The following is a 21,642-nucleotide window of genomic DNA, read 5'->3' on the forward strand; positions in this document are numbered from 1 at the left end:
CCTTGCGCGCCTGACCCGAGGATTTTCATGCAATTCAAGCCAGCTGTTACCGCTCTGGTCGCCGCCTTCGCCCTGGCATCGCTGCTCAGCGGATGCAAAAAGGAAGAGGCAGCACCGGCCGCCCCACCGCCTCAGGTCGGCGTCGTGACTCTGCAACCGCAAGCTTTCACCCTGACGTCCGATCTGCCAGGTCGTACCAGTGCGTTCCGCATTGCCGAAGTTCGCCCGCAGGTCAACGGCATCATTCTCAAGCGTTTGTTCAAGGAGGGCAGCGACGTCAAGGCCGGCCAGCAGCTCTATCAGATCGACCCCTCGGTCTATGAGGCAACGCTCGCCAGCGCTGAGGCCAACCTGCGTTCGACCAAATCGATTTCCGACCGCTACAAGCAACTGGTCGACGAACAAGCCGTAAGCCGTCAGGAATACGACACCGCCGTGGCCAACCGCCTGCAATCGGAAGCCGCGCTGCAAACCGCCCAGATCAATGTGCGCTACACCAAGGTCTATGCCCCGTTGACCGGCCGTATCGGCCGTTCCTCGGTGACTGAAGGCGCGCTGGTCAGCAATGCCCAGGTCGACGCAATGGCGGTGATTCAGCAAATCGACCCGATCTACGTCGACGTGACGCAGTCCTCGGTCGAGTTGTTGCAACTGCGCCGCGAGCTGGAAAGCGGTCGCCTGCAAAAAGCCGGTGACAACGCGGCCTCGGTCAAGCTGACCCTCGAAGACGGCAGCGAGTACACGCTGGACGGCAAGCTGGAATTCTCCGAAATCTCGGTTGACCAGACCACCGGTTCCGTCACCCTGCGCGCGATTTTCCCGAACCCTGATCACACCCTTCTGCCTGGCATGTTCGTGCACGCCAAGTTGCTGGCCGGTGTGAACAGCGCGGCGATTCTGGCCCCGCAGCAAGGCGTGACCCGCGACCTCAAGGGTACCCCGACCGCACTGGTTGTCGGCCCGGACAACAAGGTCGAACTGCGTCATCTCAAGGCCAACCGCACCGTCGGTAACCAATGGCTGATCGAAGACGGCCTGAAGGCCGGCGATCGACTGATTACCGAAGGTCTGCAATTCGTCAAACCCGGCATCGAAGTCAAGGCCAGTGAAGCGACCAACGTAGCCGTAAGGAACCCGGCCCCCGCCCAGGTAGCTGATAAAGCGTCTGGCGACAAAGGGGAGTAAACCATGTCGAAATTTTTTATCGACCGTCCGATTTTCGCCTGGGTAATCGCCCTGGTGATCATGCTGGTCGGGGCTCTATCGATCCTCAAACTGCCGATCAATCAATACCCGAGCATTGCGCCGCCAGCGATCGCCATTTCCGTTGCCTATCCGGGTGCTTCGGCACAGACCGTGCAGGACACCGTGGTTCAGGTGATCGAGCAGCAACTCAACGGTATCGACCACCTGCGTTATGTCTCGTCGGAAAGTAACTCCGACGGCACCATGACCATTACCGCGACCTTCGAGCAAGGCACCAACTCCGATACCGCGCAGGTTCAGGTCCAGAACAAGCTGAACCTGGCCACCCCGCTGCTGCCGCAAGAAGTGCAGCAGCAAGGTATCCGCGTCACCAAGGCGGTGAAGAACTTCCTGTTGGTGATCGGCGTGGTGTCGCGTGACGGCAGCATGACCAAGGACGACCTGTCCAACTACATCGTGTCGAACATGCAGGACCCGATCTCGCGGACCGCCGGTGTCGGTGACTTCCAGGTGTTCGGTTCCCAGTACGCCATGCGGATCTGGCTCGACCCGGCCAAGTTGAACAAATTCAACCTGACCCCGATCGACGCCAAGACCGCCATCGCTGCGCAGAACGTCCAGGTGTCGTCCGGCCAGCTCGGCGGCCTGCCGGCCCTGCCCGGCACCCAGTTGAACGCGACCATCATCGGCAAGACCCGTCTGCAGACCGCGGAGCAATTCGACAAGATCCTGCTCAAGGTCAACAAGGATGGCTCCCAGGTTCGCCTCAAAGATGTCGCCGAAGTCGGTCTGGGGGGTGAGAACTACAGCATCAACGCCCAGTTCAACGGTGCCCCGGCATCCGGCCTGGCGGTGAAACTGGCCACCGGTGCCAACGCTCTCGATACGGCCAAAGCCCTGCGCGCGACCATCGACAACCTCAAACCGTTCTTCCCGCAAGGGATGGAAGTGGTGTTCCCGTATGACACTACTCCGGTGGTGACCGAATCGATCAAAGGCGTGGTTCACACCCTGGTCGAAGCGGTCGCACTGGTGTTCCTGGTGATGTTCCTGTTCCTGCAGAACTTCCGCGCCACCATCATCACCACGATGACCGTGCCGGTAGTATTGCTGGGTACATTCGGGATCCTCGCGGCAGCCGGTTTCAGCATCAACACCCTGACTATGTTCGGTATGGTGCTGGCCATCGGCTTGCTGGTGGACGACGCCATCGTCGTGGTGGAAAACGTCGAACGGGTGATGAGCGAAGAAGGCCTGTCACCCAAGGAAGCCACCAAGAAATCCATGGGCCAGATCCAGGGCGCACTGGTGGGTATTGCCCTGGTGCTGTCGGCGGTGCTGCTGCCGATGGCGTTCTTCAGCGGTTCCACCGGTGTGATCTACAAGCAGTTCTCGATCACCATCGTCTCGGCCATGGCCCTGTCGGTACTGGTTGCACTGATCTTCACCCCGGCGCTCTGCGCGACCATGCTCAAGCCGATTCCGAAAGGCGAGCACGGCACCCCGAAACGCGGCTTCTTCGGCTGGTTCAACCGCAACTTCGACCGCGGCGTCAGAAGCTACGAGCGTGGCGTGGGCAATATGCTCGCGCAAAAGGCCCCGTACCTGCTGGCCTACCTGATCATCGTCGTCGGCATGATCTGGCTGTTCACCCGTATTCCAACGGCGTTCCTGCCGGAAGAAGACCAGGGCGTACTGTTTGCCCAGGTGCAGACCCCGGCCGGTTCCAGCGCCCAGCGCACCCAGGTGGTCGTGGACGAGATGCGTGAATTCCTGCTGCGTCCGGGCAAGGATGGCGGTGAAGGCGATGCGGTGAACTCGGTGTTTACCGTAACCGGCTTCAACTTCGCCGGCCGTGGCCAGAGTTCGGGTATGGCGTTCATCATGCTCCGGCCGTGGGACGAGCGTAACGCCGACAACAACGTGTTCAAGGTAGCGGCCCGCGCCCAACAGCATTTCTTCACCTTCCGTGACGCCATGGTGTTCGCCTTCGCGCCACCGGCGGTACTGGAGTTGGGTAACGCCACCGGTTTCGACGTGTTCCTGCAGGACCGCGCCGGCATCGGCCACGACAAACTGATGGCTGCACGCAACCAGTTCCTCGGCATGGCCGCGCAAAGCAAGATTCTGACTCAGGTGCGTCCGAACGGCCTGAACGACGAACCGCAATACCAACTGGAAATCGATGACGAGAAGGCCAGTGCCCTGGGCATTACCATCGCCGATATCAACAACACCCTGTCGATTGCCCTGGGCAGTAGCTACGTCAACGACTTCATCGACCGCGGTCGCGTGAAAAAGGTTTACGTGCAAGGCCAGCCAGGCGCTCGAATGAACCCTGAAGACCTGCAGAAGTGGTACGTGCGCAACAGCAGCGGCACCATGGTTCCGTTCTCGGCGTTCGCCAGGGGCGAGTGGATTTACGGTTCGCCGAAACTGGCCCGCTACAACGGCGTGGAAGCGATGGAAGTCCTCGGGGCCCCGGCGCCTGGCTATTCCACCGGTGAAGCCATGGCCGAAGTCGAAGCCATCGCGCAGAAGCTACCGGCGGGTGTCGGTATTTCCTGGACCGGTCTGTCGTACGAAGAACGTCTGTCCGGTTCGCAAGCGCCAGCGCTGTACGCCCTGTCGCTGCTGATGGTGTTCTTGTGTCTGGCGGCGTTGTATGAGAGCTGGTCGATTCCGATCGCGGTGATGTTGGTGGTGCCGCTGGGGATCATCGGTGCATTGATGGCCACCAGCCTGCGCGGTTTGTCCAACGACGTGTACTTCCAGGTAGGTCTGTTGACGACCATTGGTCTGGCGGCGAAAAACGCCATTCTGATTGTCGAATTTGCCAAGGAACTGCACGAACAAGGGCGTAGCCTGCGCGATGCGGCAATTGAAGCCAGTCGCATGCGTCTGCGACCGATCATCATGACCTCGCTCGCCTTCGTTCTGGGTGTGGTACCACTGGCGATATCCACCGGCGCGGGTTCCGGTAGCCAGCATGCAATCGGCACCGGTGTGATCGGCGGTATGATCACGGCCACTGTGCTGGCGATTTTCTGGGTCCCACTGTTCTTCGTCACCGTGTCGTCCATTGGCCAGCGTAAAATCGCCGACCAGGATGACGCCATTGAAACTCCTCAAGAGGCTGGCTAATGAGCAAGTCGCTACTCTCCCTGGCAGTCGCCGCCTTCGTGCTCGGTGGCTGCTCGCTGATACCTGATTATCAGCAGCCCGAAGCGCCGGTGGCGGGCCAATACCCGCAGGGCCCGGCGTATTCGCCGGCCCAGGCACCGGCGCAAGCCGCTGCCGAGCAGGGCTGGAAGCAGTTTTTCCATGACCCGGCGCTGCAACAGCTGATCCAGGTTGCCCTGGAAAACAACCGTGACCTGCGTGTCGCGGCCCTGAACATCGACGCGTTTGCGGCGCAGTACCGCATCTCCCGTGCCGATCTGTTCCCGGCCGTCTCGGCCAACGGCACCGGCAGCCGTCAGCGCGTTCCGTCTAACGCTTCGCAGACCGGCCAAACCGGCATCGTCAGCTCCAACTCGGCCACAGTCGGGATCAGCGCCTATGAACTCGACCTGTTCGGTCGGGTTCGCAGCCTGAACGAAGAAGCGTTGCAGAAGTACTTCGCCACTGAAGAAGGCCGCCGCAGCACACAGATCAGCCTGGTGGCCAGCGTGGCCAATGCCTACCTGACCTGGCAGGCCGACCAGGAACTGTACAAGCTGACCCAGGACACCCTGGCCACCTTCGAGGAGAGCTACAAGCTCACCGCCCGCAGCAACGAAGTCGGGGTCGCCTCGGCCCTGGACCTGGCGCAGTCGCGTACCTCGGTGGAAAACGCCCGTGCGCAACTGGCCAAGTACACCCGTCAGGTCGCCCAGGACGAGAACAGCCTGGTGCTGCTGCTCGGCACCGGTGTCCCGGCCAACCTGCAAGCGGCCAAACCACTTGACGACGACCTGTTGAGCGACGTGCCGCCCGGCCTGCCGTCGGACTTGCTGCAACGTCGTCCGGACATCCTTCAGGCCGAGTACAACCTGAAGGCCGCCAACGCCAACATCGGCGCGGCGCGGGCAGCGTTCTTCCCGAGCATCAGCCTGACGGCCAATGCCGGCACCCTGAGCCCGGACCTGTCCGGCCTGTTCAAGGGCGGTTCGGGCACCTGGCTGTTCCAGCCGCAGATCAACCTGCCGATCTTCAACGCCGGCAGCCTGCGCGCCAGTCTGGATTACTCGAAAATCCAGAAAGACATCGGCGTGGCGAACTACGAGAAGTCCATTCAAACAGCCTTCCAGGAAGTCGCCGACGGCCTGGCCGCCCGCGAGACTTACGTCCAGCAGTTGCAGGCACAGAAAGATTTCGTCAGTGCCAACCAGGAATACTACCGCCTGGCCGAGCGTCGTTACCGCATCGGTGTCGACAGCAACCTGACCTTCCTCGATGCCCAGCGTCAGCTGTTCAGTGCGCAACAGGTGTTGATCACCGACCGCCTGGCGCAGCTGGTCAGCCAGGTCAATCTGTACAAGGCACTGGGTGGTGGCTGGAACGAACAAACGGCAAAGAACGAGCCGTTGAAAGAAGAAGCGCCGAAGATGAAGTATTTCTGATAGCGCTGTGAAAACACGGAGCCCACCTTTTTGGTGGGCTTTTTGTTGGCTGCGAGAAAAGTTGCGTTGTCAGTGATGGCACCATCGCGAGCAAGCTCGCTCCCACATTGGATCTTCAGTGTGAACACAGTTTTTGTATTCAACACCAATCCCCTGTGGGAGCGAGCTTGCTCGCGATGAGGCCGGTGCTGACACCATAAAACACTGCGTCATGTTGCGTTCGATAATCGCCCAAAACCCGCTTTTTACGATTGAACCATCCAGTACATTCCACGCACCATCCGAACCACAAAACCAATAACAACAGGTTCGACACCATGCCCCCGCGCCTTGCCCTCTCCGGCTGATCCGCTTCGTTTGTACTGATTTCGAAAATTCGTCTGCAACCCCGGGTTGCGGCATCACCGCGCTTCATCCCCAAGAATTAGAGAGACCCGAGCTCATGACGTCTTCCACCGCGCAGTATTTCGTACCCAGCCTGATCGTCGCCGCCCTGGCCAGCGCCGCCCTGCCCGCCTATGCCGAAGAGTCGGGCTTCGTCGATGGGGCCAAGGTCAACCTGAACCTGCGCAACTTCTACATCAACCGCAACTTCACCAACCCGACCAAGGCCCAGGGCAAGGCCGAAGAGTGGACGCAAAGTTTCATCCTCGACGCCAAATCCGGGTTCACCCAGGGCACCGTCGGGTTCGGCATGGATGTGCTCGGTTTGTATTCGGTGAAGCTTGATGGCGGCAAAGGTACCGGTGGTACGCAACTGCTGCCGCTGGATCACGACGGTCGCCCGGCAGACAACTTCGGCCGCACCAACGTGGCGTTCAAGGCCAAGCTGTCGCAGACCGAAGTGAAAGTCGGCGAGTGGATGCCGGTACTGCCGATCCTGCGCTCCGACGACGGTCGCTCGTTGCCGCAAACCTTCCGCGGCGGCCAGATCACGTCGAAGGAAATCAATGGCCTGACGCTCTACGGCGGCCAGTTCCGCCAGAACAGCCCACGGGACGACAGCAGCATGGGCGACATGTCGATGACCGGCAAAGCGGCGTTCACCTCCGACCGTTTCAACTTCGAGGGCGGCGAGTACCTGTTCAATGACAAGCGCACCCAGATCGGTCTGTGGAACGCCGAGCTCAAGGACATTTACAGCCAGCAATTCGTCAACGTGATCCACAGCCAGCCGCTTGGCGACTGGACCCTGGGCGCCAACCTGGGCTTTTTCTACGGCAAGGATGACGGCAGCGCCCGGGCTGGCGAGCTGGACAACAAAACCATGTACGGCTTGTTCTCGGCCAAGTACGGCGGCAACACGTTCTATGTCGGCCTGCAGAAACTCACCGGCGACAACGCCTGGATGCGGGTCAACGGCACCAGCGGCGGCACCCTGGCCAACGACAGCTACAACTCCAGCTACGACAATGCCCGGGAACGCTCCTGGCAGGTACGCCACGACTACAACTTCGTCGCCCTCGGCGTGCCGGGCCTGACTCTGATGAACCGCTATATCAGCGGCGACAATGTGCACACCGGCAGCATCACCGATGGCAAGGAATGGGGGCGTGAAAGTGAACTGGGCTACACCGTGCAGAGCGGTGCGCTGAAGGACCTGAACCTGAAATGGCGCAACTCGACCATGCGTCGCGACTACAGCAACAATGAGTTCGATGAGAACCGCGTGATCATCAGCTATCCGATCAGCCTGTTGTAAACACAATCCCCTGTGGGAGCGAGCTTGCTCGCGATGGCGGTGTATCAGGCGACATCAATAGTGAATGTGCCGACGCCATCGCGAGCAAGCTCGCTCCCACAGGTTGTACGGTGTTACTAATCACTCCCGCGACTCAACCCCCAACTCATCCCACACCGACTCGGCCAAATGGAACGTCGCATTGGCCGCCGGAATCCCGCAGTAGATGGCGCTCTGCATGATCACTTCCTTGATCTCGCCACGGCTCACGCCGTTGTTGGCGGCGGCGCGCAGGTGCAGTTTGAGTTCGCCCTCGCGGTTCATGCCGATCAACATGGCAATGGTGATCAGGCTGCGGGTATGGCGCGGCAGGCCCGGGCGGGTCCAGATGTCGCCCCAGGCGTGACGGGTGATCATCTCCTGAAACTCCGAGTTGAACTCGGTCAGGGCGGTCAGGCTGCGGTCGACGTGGGCGTCGCCGAGGACCGCGCGACGGACTTTCATCCCCTCGTCGTAACGTTGTTTCTCATCCACAGCAATACCCTCAATCAGCCGACAGAAACGCCAGCACGCGCTCGCTGAACGCATCGCCTGCCTGGACGTTGGATAAGTGCGCGGCGTAGAACTCGGCGTACTCGGTGCCCGGCACATGCTCTTGAATGAAATGCCCGCCAGACGGTGGCGTCACGGCGTCTTCGGTACCGGCAATCACCAGCAGCGGCGCCTTGATCGACGACAGCTGATCGCGGAAATCGGCATCGCGCACCGCCGCACAGTTGGCCGCATAGCCTTCTGGCGAAGTGGCCGCGAGCATGTCGGTAATCTGCTTCGCTGCTGCCGGGTTGGCTTCGGAAAAGTCCGGGGTGAACCAGCGGGCAATCGACGCATCGCGCAGTGCAACCATGGCCGCCTGACCATCACGCAGCACCATTTCGATACGCGGGTTCCACACCGACGGATCGCCGATTTTCGCCGCGGTGTTGCACACGATCAGCTTGTTCAGGCGTTCGCCGGCATTGATCCCCAGCCACTGGCCAATCAACCCGCCCATGGACAGACCGCAGAAATGCGCGCGCTCGATGTGCAAGGCATCCAGCAAGGCGAGCACGTCATGACCCAGCTGTTCGATGCTGTAAGGCCCCGGCGTCACCAGCGATTGGCCGTGACCACGGGTGTCGAAACGCAACACGCGAAAATGCTCGGTGAACGCCGGGATTTGCGCGTCCCACATGTGCAGGTCAGTGCCCAAAGAATTGGACAACACCAGTACCGGCGCATCGACCGGTCCATCGAGTTGGTAATGCAGTTCGCCCTCGGCGAGTTGTACAAAAGCCACAGCAAGTCTCCTTCAGGCAGTCAATGCAGAATGTTCAGCCACCGCGCGCTCGACCCAGGTTTTGGCCTGACCGAGGTAATGAGCGGGGTCCAGCAGATGATCGAGTTCAGCCGCCGACAGCTCGGCGGTCACTTGCGGTTCGTCGCCGAGGACCGCACGCAGGTGACGCTGTTCGGCCACCGCGCGTTTGCAGCATTGTTCGAGCAGATGGTGTGCGGTATCGCGACCGACCCGTTGCGCGAGCACGATGCTCACCGCTTCGGCGAGCACCAGTCCCTGGGTCAAATCGAGGTTGCGCGCCATGCGCCCGGCATCCACTTCCAGGCCTTGAGCGATCAGCAACGCCTGCTGCAGGCTGCCCGACACCAGGCAGCAAATTTCCGGCAGGGTTTCCCACTCGGCATGCCACAGGCCGAGGCTGCGCTCGTGTTCCTGGGGCATGGCGCTGAACAGCGTCGAGAGCAGACCGGGTACACGCGTCGCCGCGCCGATCAGCACCGCCGCGCCCACCGGATTGCGCTTGTGCGGCATGGTCGAAGAACCGCCCTTGCCCGGCGCCGAAGGCTCGAACAATTCGGCGGCCTCGGTTTGCATCAGCAGACTGATGTCGCGGCCGAGTTTGCCGAGACTGCCGGCGATCAGACCGAGTGCGGCGCCGAACTCCACCACGCGATCGCGCTGGGTATGCCACGGCTGATCGGGCAAGGTCAGTTGCAGTTCTTCGGCCAGCGCCCGGGCAATCGGCATGGCCTGTTCACCCAGGGCGGCAAGGGTTCCGGACGCGCCGCCGAATTGCAGCACCAGCAGGCGCGGCTTGAGTTCGGCCAAGCGCTGACGACTGCGCGTCACCGCCCCCAGCCAGCCGGCGATTTTCATACCGAGGGTGACCGGCGTTGCATGCTGCAGCCAGGTACGTCCGGCCAATGGCGTGGTCGCGTAGCGCTGGGCCTGGGACGCGAGCGTCTGCCCCAGTTGCGCCAGATGGTTTTCGATCAGTTCCAGTGCGCGGCGCAGTTGCAGCACCAGGCCGCTGTCCATCACGTCCTGACTGGTCGCGCCCAGATGCACATAGCGCTCGGCTTCGGCATCGGTGGCCGCGATCTGTTTGCCCAGTGCCTTGACCAACGGAATCGCCGAGTTACCCGCGGTGGCAATCGCCTCGCCCAACGTAGCGAAGTCATAAAGCCCGGCGCGGCAAGCCGCTTCAATCGGCGCGACAGCACTCGACGGAATCAACCCTACCTGCGCTTCGGCCCGGGCCAGTGCCGCTTCGAAATCGAGCATGGCCTGGACCCGGCCCTGATCGCAGAACACCTCACGCATATCGCGGGCAGTGAAATAGGCATCGAACAATTGATTGCCCGGTCGCTGGTTCATAAACAATTCCTGGAGGCGCGGGCCGCTGCGGCCCACGCGTGAAGATCAAAGATCGTGATGCAGATACTTCGCCTGTTTCGGCAGACGCAGGCTGAACAGGAACGCTATCGCCATCATCACTGTCACGTACCAGTAGAAGGAGTTTTCCATGCCCACGGCCTTGAGACTCAAGGCCACGTATTCCGCCGAACCACCGAAGATCGCATTCGCCACCGCATACGCCAGGCCGACGCCCAGTGCACGCACTTCCGGCGGGAACATCTCGGCTTTTACCAGGCCACTGATGGAGGTGTAGAAACTGACGATCGCCAGCGCCAGGGTAATCAGCACGAAGGCCAGAAACGGACTTGTCACGCTTTTGAGGCTCAACAGGATCGGTACGGTGAACAGCGTGCCGAGGGCGCCAAACCAGAGCATCGAGTTACGCCGGCCGATCTTGTCGGCGAGCATGCCGAAAACCGGCTGCATGCACATATAGAGGAACAGCGCGCCGGTCATGATGTAGCTGGCGGTCTTGGCCGGCATGCCGGCGGTGTTCACCAGATACTTCTGCATATACGTGGTGAAGGTGTAGAAAATCAGCGAACCACCGGCGGTGTAACCCAGTACGGTGATGAACGCGGCTTTGTGGTCGCGAAACAGCGCGCTGATGCTTCCTGCGTCCTTGTTTTCGCGCATTTCCTTGCTGGAAGTTTCTTTAAGCGAACGACGCAGATACAGCGAAACCAACGCCGCCATGGCACCGACCACAAAGGGAATCCGCCAACCGTAGGCACGCARGTCATCCTCGGTGAGGAACTGTTGCAGGATCACCACCAGCGACACCGCGAGCAACTGGCCGCCAATCAGGGTCACGTACTGGAACGAGGCGAAGAAACCGCGCTGGCCCTTGAGCGCCACTTCGCTCATGTAAGTCGCGGTGGTGCCGTACTCACCGCCCACCGACAAGCCTTGCAGCAAACGGGCGAACAGCAACAGGATCGGCGCCCAGACCCCGATACTGTTGTAGGTCGGCAAGCAGGCAATAAGCAAAGAGCCGAAGCACATCATCAGAATCGAGATCAGCATCGAGTTCTTGCGCCCGTGCTTGTCCGCCAACCGACCGAAAATCCAGCCACCAATCGGGCGCATCAGGAAGCCGGCGGCAAACACGCCAGCCGTGTTGACCAACTGCACCGTGGGGTTGTCGGACGGGAAAAAGGCCGGCGCGAAATAGATCGCGCAGAAGGCATAGACATAGAAGTCGAACCATTCGACCAGGTTGCCGGACGAAGCACCGACGATGGCGAAGATCCGCTTGTTGCGTTCTTCGCCCGTATAAAGAGCTATAGGAGCCGTGGGTGTTGTCATTGTTTTTTCACTCAAAGGGGACAGTGAGAGTCTAGACACACTTTGCAACAGTCCCGTTCCGCAGATGCATCAGCAACGCAAATCCACTGTGGGAGCGAGCTTGCTCGCGATAGGGGCGGGTCAGACAACATCAATGGTGAATGTTCCGACGCCATCGCGAGCAAGCTCGCTCCCACAGGTTTTTGCGGTGTTCACTTAATAGTCGAAGAACACCGTCTCGGCATCGGTACCCTGCAAAATCACGTTCCACTGGTACACGCCCAACGCATCCTGCTTCGCCATCAGCGTATTACGACGCTCGGCCGGCACGCACTCCAGCAATGGATCGTCGACGTTGGCGGCTTCGCCATCAAAGTAAATCCGCGTCAGCAAGTGCTTCACCAGGCCACGGGCAAACACCAGCACCACCAGGTGCGGTGCCTGGGTCGTGCCTTTCAAACCTTCAACCGTGCCCGGCTTGATCGTGGTGAAGCGAAAACGCCCTTCGGCATCCACCGGCACCCGGCCAAAACCTTCGAAGTTCGGGTCCAGGGGTTTGTCCTGGTCATCTTCCGGGTGATCGTATTTGCCGGCGGCGTTGGCCTGCCAGACTTCCAGCATTGCGTCGTTGACGACATCACCGTTGCCATCGACCACTTGCCCGGTGATCGCCACGCGCTCGCCCAGGGTTTGTTCGACGGCCAGGTTTTCGCGGTTCAGCCAGGTCAGGCCGATGTGGTAGTACGGCCCGACGGTGTGGGACGTGGTCGCAGTCAGCGTCATCTTATTTCTCCATCGGCGTGGCGTCGCGGCCGCGCAAAACGATGTCCCAGCGATAACCGAGGGCATAGGAAGGGATGGTTTTTTCCAGATCGAACGTGGCGATCAAGCGCTCTTTGGCGCCGGTATCGGGCACGCAGTTGTAGATCGGGTCGTAGGCCAGCAACGGGTCGCCCGGGAAATACATTTGCGTCACCAGCCGCGTCAGGATGCTCGGTCCGAACAGAGAGAAATGGATGTGCGCCGGGCGCCAGGCGTTGTGGTGGTTACCCCATGGATAGGCGCCGGGCTTGATGGTCTGGAACTGATACCAGCCATCGGCGTCGGTCACGGTGCGGCCGGTGCCGGTGAAGTTAGGGTCCAGCGGCGCGTCGTGCAGGTCGCGAGCATGGGCGTAGCGACCGGCGGCGTTGGCCTGCCAGATCTCCACCAGAATCCCCGGCACCGGCAGACCGTTCTCATCCAGCACACGGCCGTGGATGATGATGCGCTCACCCTGTGGTTGCCCTTCATGCTGGGCAGTCAGGTCGTTGTCCTTCTCGTTGACGCACTCGGCGCCGATGGTCGGCCCGGTGATTTCCGACAACGAATGGGGCAGAAACACCAACGGCTTGGACGGCGAGCGCAGGTTGGTGGATTGATAGGTCGGGTGCAGGTATTCCGGCTGAGTGCCCGCCTGCGGGCGACGGTATCCAGGCTTGTCAGTCATTACACTTTCCTCAGTTCTTATTAGCCGACGGGGCGTGTCAGACACGTTCGATCGCCAAGGCCAGACCCTGGCCGACGCCGACGCACATGGTCGCCAGGCCTTTCTTGCCACCGGTTTTTTCCAGCTGATGCAACGCGGTCAACACTAGTCGCGCACCGCTCATGCCCAACGGATGACCCAAGGCAATCGCGCCACCGTTGGGGTTGACCTGGGCCGCATCGTCGGCGATCCCCAGTTCACGCAGCACCGCCAAACCCTGGCTGGCGAAGGCTTCGTTGAGTTCGATCACGTCGAAATCGCTGACCGCCACACCGAGGCGTTCGGTCAGTTTACGCACCGCAGGCACCGGGCCAATGCCCATCACCCGCGGCGCAACACCGGCGCTGGCCATGCCCAGCACTTTGGCGCGGGCGGTCAGGCCGTGTTTCTTCACGGCTTCGGCCGAGGCCAGGATCAACGCTGCCGCGCCATCGTTTACTCCGGAGGCGTTGCCGGCGGTGACAGTTTTGTCGGGGCCGTTGACCGGTTTGAGTTTGGTCAGGGCTTCCAGGGTGGCGTCGGCGCGAGGATGCTCGTCCTGGCTGACCACGGTTTCACCCTTCTTGTGGGCAATGCGCACTTCGACGATTTCTTCGGCGAAGAACCCGGCAGCTTGCGCGGCGGCCGTGCGTTGCTGACTGCGCAGTGCGAAAGCGTCCTGATCTTCGCGGGAAACTTCGTAGTCATCGGCTACGTTATCAGCGGTCTGCGGCATCGCGTCCACGCCGTACTGGGCTTTCATCAATGGGTTGATAAAACGCCAGCCAATGGTGGTGTCTTCCAGCTTCATGTTGCGCGAGAACGCGGCATCAGCTTTACCCATCACGAACGGCGCACGGGACATCGACTCGACGCCACCGGCAATCGCCAGCTCCATCTCGCCGCTGGCGATGGCACGGAACGCGGTGCCGATGGCGTCCATACCCGAAGCGCAAAGACGATTGAGGGTCACACCAGGAATGCTTTCCGGCAGGCCCGCCAGCAGCAGCGCCATGCGCGCGACGTTGCGGTTGTCTTCCCCGGCCTGGTTGGCGCAGCCGAGGAACACCTCGTCCACGGCGCTCCAGTCCACCGACGGGTTGCGTTCCATCAAGGCTTTGATCGGCACGGCAGCCAGATCGTCAGCCCGCACCGTCGACAGACCACCGCCGAAACGGCCGATGGGGGTACGAATCGCGTCGCAGATATAAACGTCACGCATCAGGCTTCTCCGGGGGCTTGGCCGTGGGCGGCGGCGGTGCGGGCTTCAAGATCGCGCAGCGCGGTCAATTCCACGATGGTTGGCTCCGCGGTGGTCGCAACACTGTCGGCAAAGCGAATCGGCCAACCGGTGGCGGCGACCACTTGCTCGCGGGTCACGCCCGGATGCAGTGCGGTGACCACGAACTCGTGGGTACCCTCCTCCGGCTCCATGGTGCACAGGTCAGTGATGATGCCGACCGGACCGGCGCCTGGCAGACCGAGACGCTTGCGTGAATCGCCGCCCTCGCCATGGCCGACCGAGGTAATGAAGTCGAGTTTGTCAACAAAGGAGCGCGACGATTGCTTGAGGATAATCAGTACGCTCTTGGCGGAACCGGCAATCTCCGGCGCGCCACCGGCACCCGGCAGACGCACTTTCGGCGCGTGGTAATCGCCGACTACGGTGGTGTTGATGTTGCCGAAACGGTCGACCTGCGCTGCGCCGAGGAAGCCGACGTCGATGCGCCCGCCCTGCAGCCAGTAACGGAATATCTCGCCGGTGGGGACCACGGTGTCGGCGGTTTCCGCCAGTTCACCGTCGCCGATCGACAACGGCAGTACGCTCGGCTTGGCACCGATCGGACCCGATTCGTAGATCAGCACGACATCAGGCGAGGAAGTCAGGCGCGCCAGGTTGGCCGCTTTCGACGGCAGGCCGATGCCGACGAAGCACACCGAACCGTTCTTCAGACGGCGAGCGGCGGCGACGGTCATCATTTCATTGGTGGTGTAAGTCATTACTTCGCCTCCGAAGCGGCGGCCAGTTTGGCCTGGAACTCGCTGAAGTCAGCGCTGCCGTGGATGTACTCATTGATCCACGCGGTGAAGGTTTCACGGTCGCGGGCAATCGGGTCCCAGGCCTGGTAGAAACGGTTGTCGCGCTCGTTGTAGCCGTGGGCGTAGGACGGGTGCGCGCCGCCAGGCACGTGGCAAACAGCGCTCAAGGCCCAGGTTGGCAATACACAGGAATTCATCGGTGCATTGAGGTCGTCGACGATTTCCTCAACGGTGACGATGCAGCGCTTTGCCGCCAGCGCGGCTTCTTTCTGCACACCGAGAATGCCCCAGAGCAGCACGTTGCCCTTGCGGTCGGCTTTCTGTGCGTGAATCACGGTAATGTCCGGACGTACCGAAGGCACGGCGGCCAACACTTCGCCAGTGAACGGGCAGGTGACGGATTTGATCAGCGGGTTGACCTTCGGCAAGTCGGAACCGGCGTAGGCACGCAATACCGCGAATGGCAGGCCGGAAGCGCCGGCAACGTAGGCATTGGCCAGGTCGGCGTGGCTGTGCTCTTCGATTTCCAGCGGGTGCGGCCACTGCTTCTCAACGGCGTCACGCAGGCGATGCAGGGAGCCGACACCCGGGTTACCGCCCCAGGAGAAAATCAGCTTGCGGGCACAACCGGCACCGATCAACTGGTCGTAGATCAAGTCAGGGGTCATCCGCACCAGGGTCAGGTCTTTCTTGCCCTGGCGAATGATTTCGTGACCCGCCGCCGTCGGGATCAGGTGGGTAAAGCCTTCGAGCGCGACCGTATCGCCGTCGTTTACGAATTGCTTCACCGCGTCGTGCAGCGAAAGGATTTCAGCCATTGGGGCAGGCTCCCATTTATTGTTAACCGACAGTGGAAGAAGGCGCCGATGCGCAGCGCCGGAATGACTGAAGATTAAGCCCGTGCAAAACGCCAAACAATCCGATAATCGACTAACCGTTCGATTATCGAACATATTGTTGCTTGGCTACCGATCCCCAAAAGCTTCGCGAGCAGGCTCGCTCCCACAAGGTATGGCGTAATCCATGTGGGAGCGGGCTTGCCCGCGATGAGGCCCTCAACCTCGCTGAAAATTCTGAACCCTGGAATCAGGTCGCATCCGCATGACTGACCATGCCCTTGATCACCACTGCCGTGGTCGCCAAGGCCGCCGGAATCACCAGCGCTGTCAGCACTTGCTCGAAATTCCAGCCCAGCCCCAGCAGCGTCGCTCCCATCCACGCCCCGAGAATGGCGCCGAAGCGGCCGATCCCGAGCATCCACGACACCCCGGTGGCCCGCCCCTGAGTCGGATAAAACCGTGCAGCCAGCGACGGCATTGCCGATTGCGCGCCGTTGACACACATCCCGGCCACCAGCACCAGGGTCGCCAGCAGCGCGATGTTGCCCAGGCTCTGCCCTACCGCGTAGGCAAACACCCCGGCCAGCAGGTAAAAAATGCCGATGACCTTGTGCGGATTGAACCGGTCCATCGCCCAGCCCACGCCCACCGCACTCAATACGCCACCGAACTGGAACAGTGCGCCGATGAAAGCGGCTTGCTCCATGCTCGCGCCACTGTCACGCATCAGCGTCGGCAGCCAGCTGGTCAGCAGGTAAACGATCACCAGGCCCATAAAGTAGGTCAGCCACAGCAGCAAGGTGCCGGTGCTATAGGTGCCGGAGAAGATCACCGCGAACACATTGCGCGCCTTCACGGTTTTCTGTTCCGGCACGCTGAAACTGGACGCCTGGGCCACCACCGTCGGATCAATCGGCGCCAGTGCCTTGCGCACTTTGTCCGTACCGCGATTGCGTACCACCAGGTAACGCGCCGACTCCGGCAGCCAGAGCAGCAAAACGACGGCGAGGATCAGCGGCAGAATCCCGCCGATCAGCAGCAGGCTGTGCCAGCCAAAGGCCGGAATCAGCTTGGCCGAGATAAATCCGCCGCCAGCCATGCCGAGGTTGAAACCGCAGAACATGCTGGTTACCAGCAGGGATTTTTTGCGTTCCGGGGTGTACTCCGACAGCAGGGTCGTGGCATTCGGCATGCCGGCGCCCAGACCCAGGCCGGTCAGGAAGCGCAACACCAGCAACTGATCGACATTGCTGCTGTAGGCCGAAGCCAGACTGAAGGCACCGAACAACAGCACCGCACCGACCAGTACGACTTTTCGTCCGAAGCGGTCGGCCAGAGGGCCGGAGCCCAGTGCGCCGAAGACCATGCCGATCAACGCCGCACTCATCACCGGGCCGAGACTGGCACGGTCGATACCCCAGTCCTGGGACAGGGCCGGGGCGATGAACCCCATGGCCGCGGTGTCGAGGCCGTCGAGGAAGACAATCAGGAAACACAGGATCACCACCCGCCATTGGTAGCGCGAAATGGGTTGAGCATTGATGAAGGACTGCACGTCAAGGCAGTTACCTACAGCAGACTGAGGCTGGTTCATTATTTTTATTCCACGGATCGCTGTCGAACGGTGTCAGCAGATGCTGACGAAGCCGCGACAGTAATGATCCGGGGGAAACAGCGTCAATTCACCCAGCGCGACTCTGTGCGTTTATCGAACACCTTAAGTGAACAGCTGCGTACTCAGGTCGCGACTGGCACTTAGCAGGCCGGGCAGGAAACGCTGCTCCAGCTCATTGCGGCTGACCCGCCCCGCATGGGTGCTAACGTTGAGGGCCGCAACCACCTGGCCGGAGGCGTCATACACAGGAACGGCAATTGAACGCAGCCCTTGCTCGAGTTCCTGGTCGACGATGCACCAGCCTTGCTGTCGCACCTCTTGCAGGCATTCGAGCAGCGCCTCGGGGGTGTGGATCGTGCGGCTGGTCTTGGCCTGCAATTCGGCGTGGTCGAGGTATTCGCCCAGCGACGTGTCATCCAGCGCGGCCAGCAGAATCCGCCCCATCGACGTGCAATAGGCCGGCAAGCGCCCGCCCACCGACAGGTCCACCGAAATCAGGCGCTGGGTGGTTGCGGAGCGGGCGATGTACAAAATGTCATCACCTTCCAGCGTGGCCATGTTGCAGGCCTCGTGCAGTTGCTCGCTCATGCGGTCCAGGTAAGGCTGGGCGGACACCGCCAGCGGCGTCGATGACACATAGGCATGGCCGAGGGTCAGGACTTTGGGCAGCAACGAATAGGTGCGGCCGTCGGTGGTGGCGTAGCCGAGTTTGATCAGGGTATGCAGGCAACGGCGCACGGCGGCGCGGGGAATTTCCGTGCGGTGACTGATCTGGGCGATGGTCAGGTGCCGTTTGCGCTCCTGGAACGCCTGCACTACGGCCAGGCCACGGGCCAGGGACGTCATGAAGTCCGGGTCGCCGGTCAGTGCCTGGATCCGCTTGGCCGGCGAAGCAACGATGGGGGGAGCCACTGAAGTGAAGGAATTGCGCATTTGATCGTTCATACAAGGTCCTGTTACCCACTCGGATCAGCGACTATTACAAAGGGCTACCGCCTGGCGCTCAAGCCCGGCCTGCCATCTTCGGGCGATTATCGAACGCTCGACCGATAATCGCAATCCACCGTGTCAATCACCCGATTCGCGGGTGTTCGATTTTTTCGCTGACTCACGAACCGCTGTTTACATCGACTCGACACAGGACTTAATGGGGCAATCTAAATACCGTAACTTGTTCGAACTATATGGCGTCCGGCAGGCATCGCTGCAATGTGGTACCCGTCGGCGTTCCAGTTAATCGTAAAATTTCGAGCAACAAAACGGTCACACACCGGGATCCGCTTTTAACTCTTTGGAGATAGTGTTCTTCAAATCGGCCGCTATAATACAATTCAGTAGCGCTTCGGTTTTTTACTTGCCGAACCCGCTACCCGGCAATGCGATGTTCCATCGCCGTTGCCCGTTGCAAGCGCCAGACTCGCATTGAACCGCCTTGCCAGTGCGCTTGCCGATACAGGAAACTGAAGCTACGTCAGCTGTTTATATCTGGTGCCGTGGCCGCCTGTGACATGGAAGTATTGATCACCCTGTTGCCAAAACGATGCCTTGACGGGCATTGCCCATTCGACGAACGTGATCAATCGATTTGATGCAGCGCGTGTTCACCAGAATTTATCCCAACTCAATCAGGTAGCACTGTGACGAAAGACGAACTGCGCGCGGAACTAGAGCGCCAGGAACAACGCTACAAGGAAGTTTACGGCGGAGAAGTCACCACTTACGCCGCTCAACCCGAACCGGAACGCAAACCCTGGCGTAAACGCGCCACTGTCCAGGATCAGGTTTTCCAGCAAGAACTTCAAAAAATGGAAAAGGAACTCAAAGCCGAAGAGCCGTGACTGCTTTGGCCTGATCCTTACAAAGGCCTGCCTCTGCACCCGTTAAAAGCGGGGGTGTATTGATGCTGCCTTTCGCGCCCGCCATGAGCGGGCAGCGGCCATCACCGTCGTCGAATCCGGCAAATTTCCGGTATCTGACCTATTTCTCAGATTTTTCTCACAACCGTTCAAGCCCCTCTTACCGGGCCGCGAAGGTTTTGTGACGGTATATTTTTTAAATTAAATCAATGACTTATAAAACACAGCAAAACCGTGGGTTTTCAGGTGCTGCGGCAAAAAAATTCGTTGAAGAATGTTACCGACGAGCAGCTAGTGCATTGATTAGCGGTCTTTTCTGGCATAATCGCGCCCCCTTATGACCGGGTCAGAAAACCTTCATGATCGATTTATTCAGCGGACTGGATGCTTGGGTGCTTGTGAGCCTCTTGCTCGCCCTGGCCTTTGTCCTCGCCTTCGAGTTCATCAACGGCTTTCATGACACCGCTAACGCGGTGGCGACCGTTATCTACACCAAAGCCATGCCGCCTCACCTGGCGGTGTTTTTCTCCGGTGTGTTCAACTTCCTCGGCGTACTGCTGGGCGGGGTCGGCGTGGCGTATGCCATCGTCCACCTGCTGCCGGTAGAACTGCTGATCAATGTGAACACCGGGCACGGACTGGCGATGGTGTTCTCGTTGCTCGCCGCCGCCATCACCTGGAACCTGGGCACCTGGTACTTCGGTATCCCCGCCTCCAGCTCCCATACGCTGATCGGTTCGATCCTCGGCGTGGGTCTGGCGAACGCCTTGATCAACGAAATTCCGTTGGCCGATGGTGTGAACTGGCAGAAGGCAATCGATATCGGCATGTCGCTTGTATTCTCACCAATGGCAGGCTTCCTGATCGCCGCACTGATCCTGATCGGTCTTAAATGGTGGCGTCCGCTGTCGAAGATGCACAAGACGCCGGAAGAGCGCCGCAAGATCGACGACAAGAAACACCCGCCGTTCTGGAATCGCCTGGTACTGGTGATCTCGGCCATGGCCGTGAGCTTCGTGCACGGTTCCAACGATGGCCAGAAAGGTATCGGCCTGATCATGCTGGTCCTGATCGGTATCGTGCCGGCCCAGTTCGTCCTCGACCTGAACAGCACGACCTATCAGATCGAGCGGACCCGCGACGCCACGCTGCACCTGAGCCAGTTCTACCAGCGCAATGCCGAAACCCTGGGCGAGTTCCTGGCCCTGGGCAAGAGCCTGAATGGCGATCTGCCGGAGAAATTCCGTTGCAACCCGCAACAGACCGAACCGACCATCGCCGCCCTGCTCGACACCCTCAAGGGTGTAGCCGACTATCACTCGCTGCCGGCGGAAAGCCGTATCGAAGTCCGTCGCTACCTGCTCTGCCTGGACGACACCGCGAAGAAAGTCAGCAAGTTGCCAACTCTCGGGGCTCGTGAAAAGGCCGACCTGGACAAGCTGCGCAAAGACCTGACCACCACCACCGAATACGCGCCGTTCTGGGTAATCCTGGCGGTTGCACTGGCCTTGGGCCTGGGCACCATGGTCGGCTGGAAACGCGTGGTACTGACCATTGGCGAGAAGATCGGCAAGCAAGGCATGACCTACTCCCAAGGCATGTCGGCGCAGATCACCACTGCCAGCCTGATCGGCATGGCGAACATCTTCAGCCTGCCGGTTTCCACCACCCACGTGCTGTCCTCGGGCGTGGCGGGCACCATGGTCGCCAACAAAAGCGGCCTGCAAGGCGGCACCGTCAAAACCATCCTGCTGGCCTGGGTATTGACCCTGCCAGCCACCGTGGCCCTGTCGGCCGGGTTGTTCTGGCTGGCTTCGAAGGCCCTTGGCAGCTGATAGGCGGCCAAACGAAAAAAGGCGCGCTCCGCAAGGACCGCGCCTTTTTTATTGCCAAAATCTTCGCCACACCACAAATCACTGTGGGAGCGAGCTTGCTCGCGATAGCGGCCTTACAGCCAATATAGATGCTGAATGTTATGGCCTCATCGCGAGCAAGCTCGCTCTCACATCTATGGTTACCCCCTTTTCTGCAATACTGTTGTTGATGTCGTGTTTGGCTTGCTTTCATCTATCCGGCGTCTGAGTTGGGGTTGTGGCCCCCGCGCCTCGATGAGAATCGATGCCCAACGACCCTAATTAGGGGAACGGCCTTGCAGCCGTGTGAGAGCCCAGGGTTGTCGTCAGGCCGGTTGGCCGTTCATGTCATCAGTTATCCAGCATCGCAAAACCAGGTGGGTGGTGCTTGGGTGACAG

At 60.5% G+C, this 21,642-nt stretch carries 17 protein-coding genes; 6 read left to right on the top strand and 11 right to left on the bottom strand.

The features are described from left to right. Positions 1-27: 27 nt before the first annotated feature. From AC1DRN_RS12375 to AC1DRN_RS12390, 4 genes are all read left to right on the top strand, one after another. Positions 28-1,185: an efflux RND transporter periplasmic adaptor subunit gene (locus AC1DRN_RS12375; RefSeq protein ID WP_223463810.1), complete on the top strand. Its 1,158-nt coding sequence runs from the start codon at positions 28-30 to the stop codon at positions 1,183-1,185. A 3-nt stretch (positions 1,186-1,188) separates the two neighbouring features. After that, entirely contained in the window at positions 1,189-4,350 is a 3,162-nt protein-coding gene (gene emhB, locus AC1DRN_RS12380) for an efflux RND transporter permease subunit EmhB (protein WP_223463809.1), read from the top strand. Beyond that, a complete protein-coding gene (gene emhC / locus AC1DRN_RS12385; protein ID WP_223463808.1) occupies positions 4,350-5,810 on the top strand; it encodes an efflux RND transporter outer membrane subunit EmhC in 1,461 nt (486 codons plus the stop codon). The genes emhB and emhC overlap by 1 nt, the downstream gene beginning before the upstream one ends. A gap of 442 nt (positions 5,811-6,252) precedes the next feature. Next, positions 6,253-7,512, top strand: a complete 1,260-nt coding sequence (locus AC1DRN_RS12390) for an OprD family porin (protein ID WP_223464016.1) — start codon at positions 6,253-6,255, stop codon at positions 7,510-7,512. A gap of 120 nt (positions 7,513-7,632) precedes the next feature. Here the strand turns inward: AC1DRN_RS12390 and pcaC are convergent, their stop codons facing one another. From pcaC to pcaR, 11 genes are all read right to left on the bottom strand, one after another. Beyond that, the gene (pcaC, locus tag AC1DRN_RS12395) at positions 7,633-8,025 is read right to left on the bottom strand and encodes a 4-carboxymuconolactone decarboxylase (protein ID WP_130210590.1); all 393 of its coding nucleotides are present in this window, start codon (positions 8,023-8,025) and stop codon (positions 7,633-7,635) included. Between the two features lie 10 nt (positions 8,026-8,035). Further along, on the bottom strand, positions 8,036-8,827 hold the full coding sequence (pcaD, locus tag AC1DRN_RS12400; RefSeq protein ID WP_223463897.1) for a 3-oxoadipate enol-lactonase: 792 nt from the start codon (positions 8,825-8,827) through the stop codon (positions 8,036-8,038). Between the two features lie 12 nt (positions 8,828-8,839). Then, on the bottom strand, positions 8,840-10,204 hold the full coding sequence (locus AC1DRN_RS12405) for a 3-carboxy-cis,cis-muconate cycloisomerase (RefSeq protein ID WP_223463898.1): 1,365 nt from the start codon (positions 10,202-10,204) through the stop codon (positions 8,840-8,842). 45 nt (positions 10,205-10,249) lie between these two features. After that, positions 10,250-11,554: an MFS family transporter gene (locus AC1DRN_RS12410; RefSeq protein ID WP_223463899.1), complete on the bottom strand. Its 1,305-nt coding sequence runs from the start codon at positions 11,552-11,554 to the stop codon at positions 10,250-10,252. A gap of 195 nt (positions 11,555-11,749) precedes the next feature. After that, positions 11,750-12,316: a protocatechuate 3,4-dioxygenase subunit alpha gene (pcaG, locus tag AC1DRN_RS12415; protein ID WP_223463900.1), complete on the bottom strand. Its 567-nt coding sequence runs from the start codon at positions 12,314-12,316 to the stop codon at positions 11,750-11,752. 1 nt (position 12,317) lies between these two features. Next, complete coding sequence (gene pcaH / locus AC1DRN_RS12420) at positions 12,318-13,022, bottom strand: protocatechuate 3,4-dioxygenase subunit beta (protein ID WP_223463901.1); 705 nt, start codon at positions 13,020-13,022, stop codon at positions 12,318-12,320. 37 nt (positions 13,023-13,059) lie between these two features. Beyond that, positions 13,060-14,265, bottom strand: a complete 1,206-nt coding sequence (pcaF, locus tag AC1DRN_RS12425) for a 3-oxoadipyl-CoA thiolase (RefSeq protein WP_457266126.1) — start codon at positions 14,263-14,265, stop codon at positions 13,060-13,062. Next, positions 14,262-15,041, bottom strand: coding sequence for a CoA-transferase subunit beta (locus AC1DRN_RS12430; RefSeq protein ID WP_223463902.1), 780 nt, complete (start codon positions 15,039-15,041; stop codon positions 14,262-14,264). The genes pcaF and AC1DRN_RS12430 overlap by 4 nt, the downstream gene beginning before the upstream one ends. Then, positions 15,041-15,898, bottom strand: coding sequence for a CoA transferase subunit A (locus AC1DRN_RS12435; RefSeq protein WP_020798340.1), 858 nt, complete (start codon positions 15,896-15,898; stop codon positions 15,041-15,043). Before AC1DRN_RS12435 ends, AC1DRN_RS12430 begins: the two co-directional genes overlap by 1 nt. Positions 15,899-16,166: 268 nt before the next feature. Next, positions 16,167-17,513, bottom strand: coding sequence for a 4-hydroxybenzoate transporter PcaK (pcaK, locus tag AC1DRN_RS12440; RefSeq protein ID WP_223463903.1), 1,347 nt, complete (start codon positions 17,511-17,513; stop codon positions 16,167-16,169). A 123-nt stretch (positions 17,514-17,636) separates the two neighbouring features. Further along, positions 17,637-18,479, bottom strand: coding sequence for a pca regulon transcriptional regulator PcaR (gene pcaR / locus AC1DRN_RS12445; RefSeq protein ID WP_150718587.1), 843 nt, complete (start codon positions 18,477-18,479; stop codon positions 17,637-17,639). 692 nt (positions 18,480-19,171) lie between these two features. Between pcaR and AC1DRN_RS12450 the strand changes: the two genes are divergently transcribed. After that, on the top strand, positions 19,172-19,372 hold the full coding sequence (locus AC1DRN_RS12450; protein ID WP_007986337.1) for a hypothetical protein: 201 nt from the start codon (positions 19,172-19,174) through the stop codon (positions 19,370-19,372). 377 nt (positions 19,373-19,749) lie between these two features. Then, positions 19,750-21,225 carry an inorganic phosphate transporter gene (locus AC1DRN_RS12455; RefSeq protein WP_223463904.1) on the top strand — a complete coding sequence of 492 codons (1,476 nt, stop codon included), beginning with the start codon at positions 19,750-19,752 and terminating at the stop codon, positions 21,223-21,225. Positions 21,226-21,642 lie beyond the last annotated feature (417 nt).

This window comes from Pseudomonas sp. P5_B3 (genome assembly GCF_056400405.1).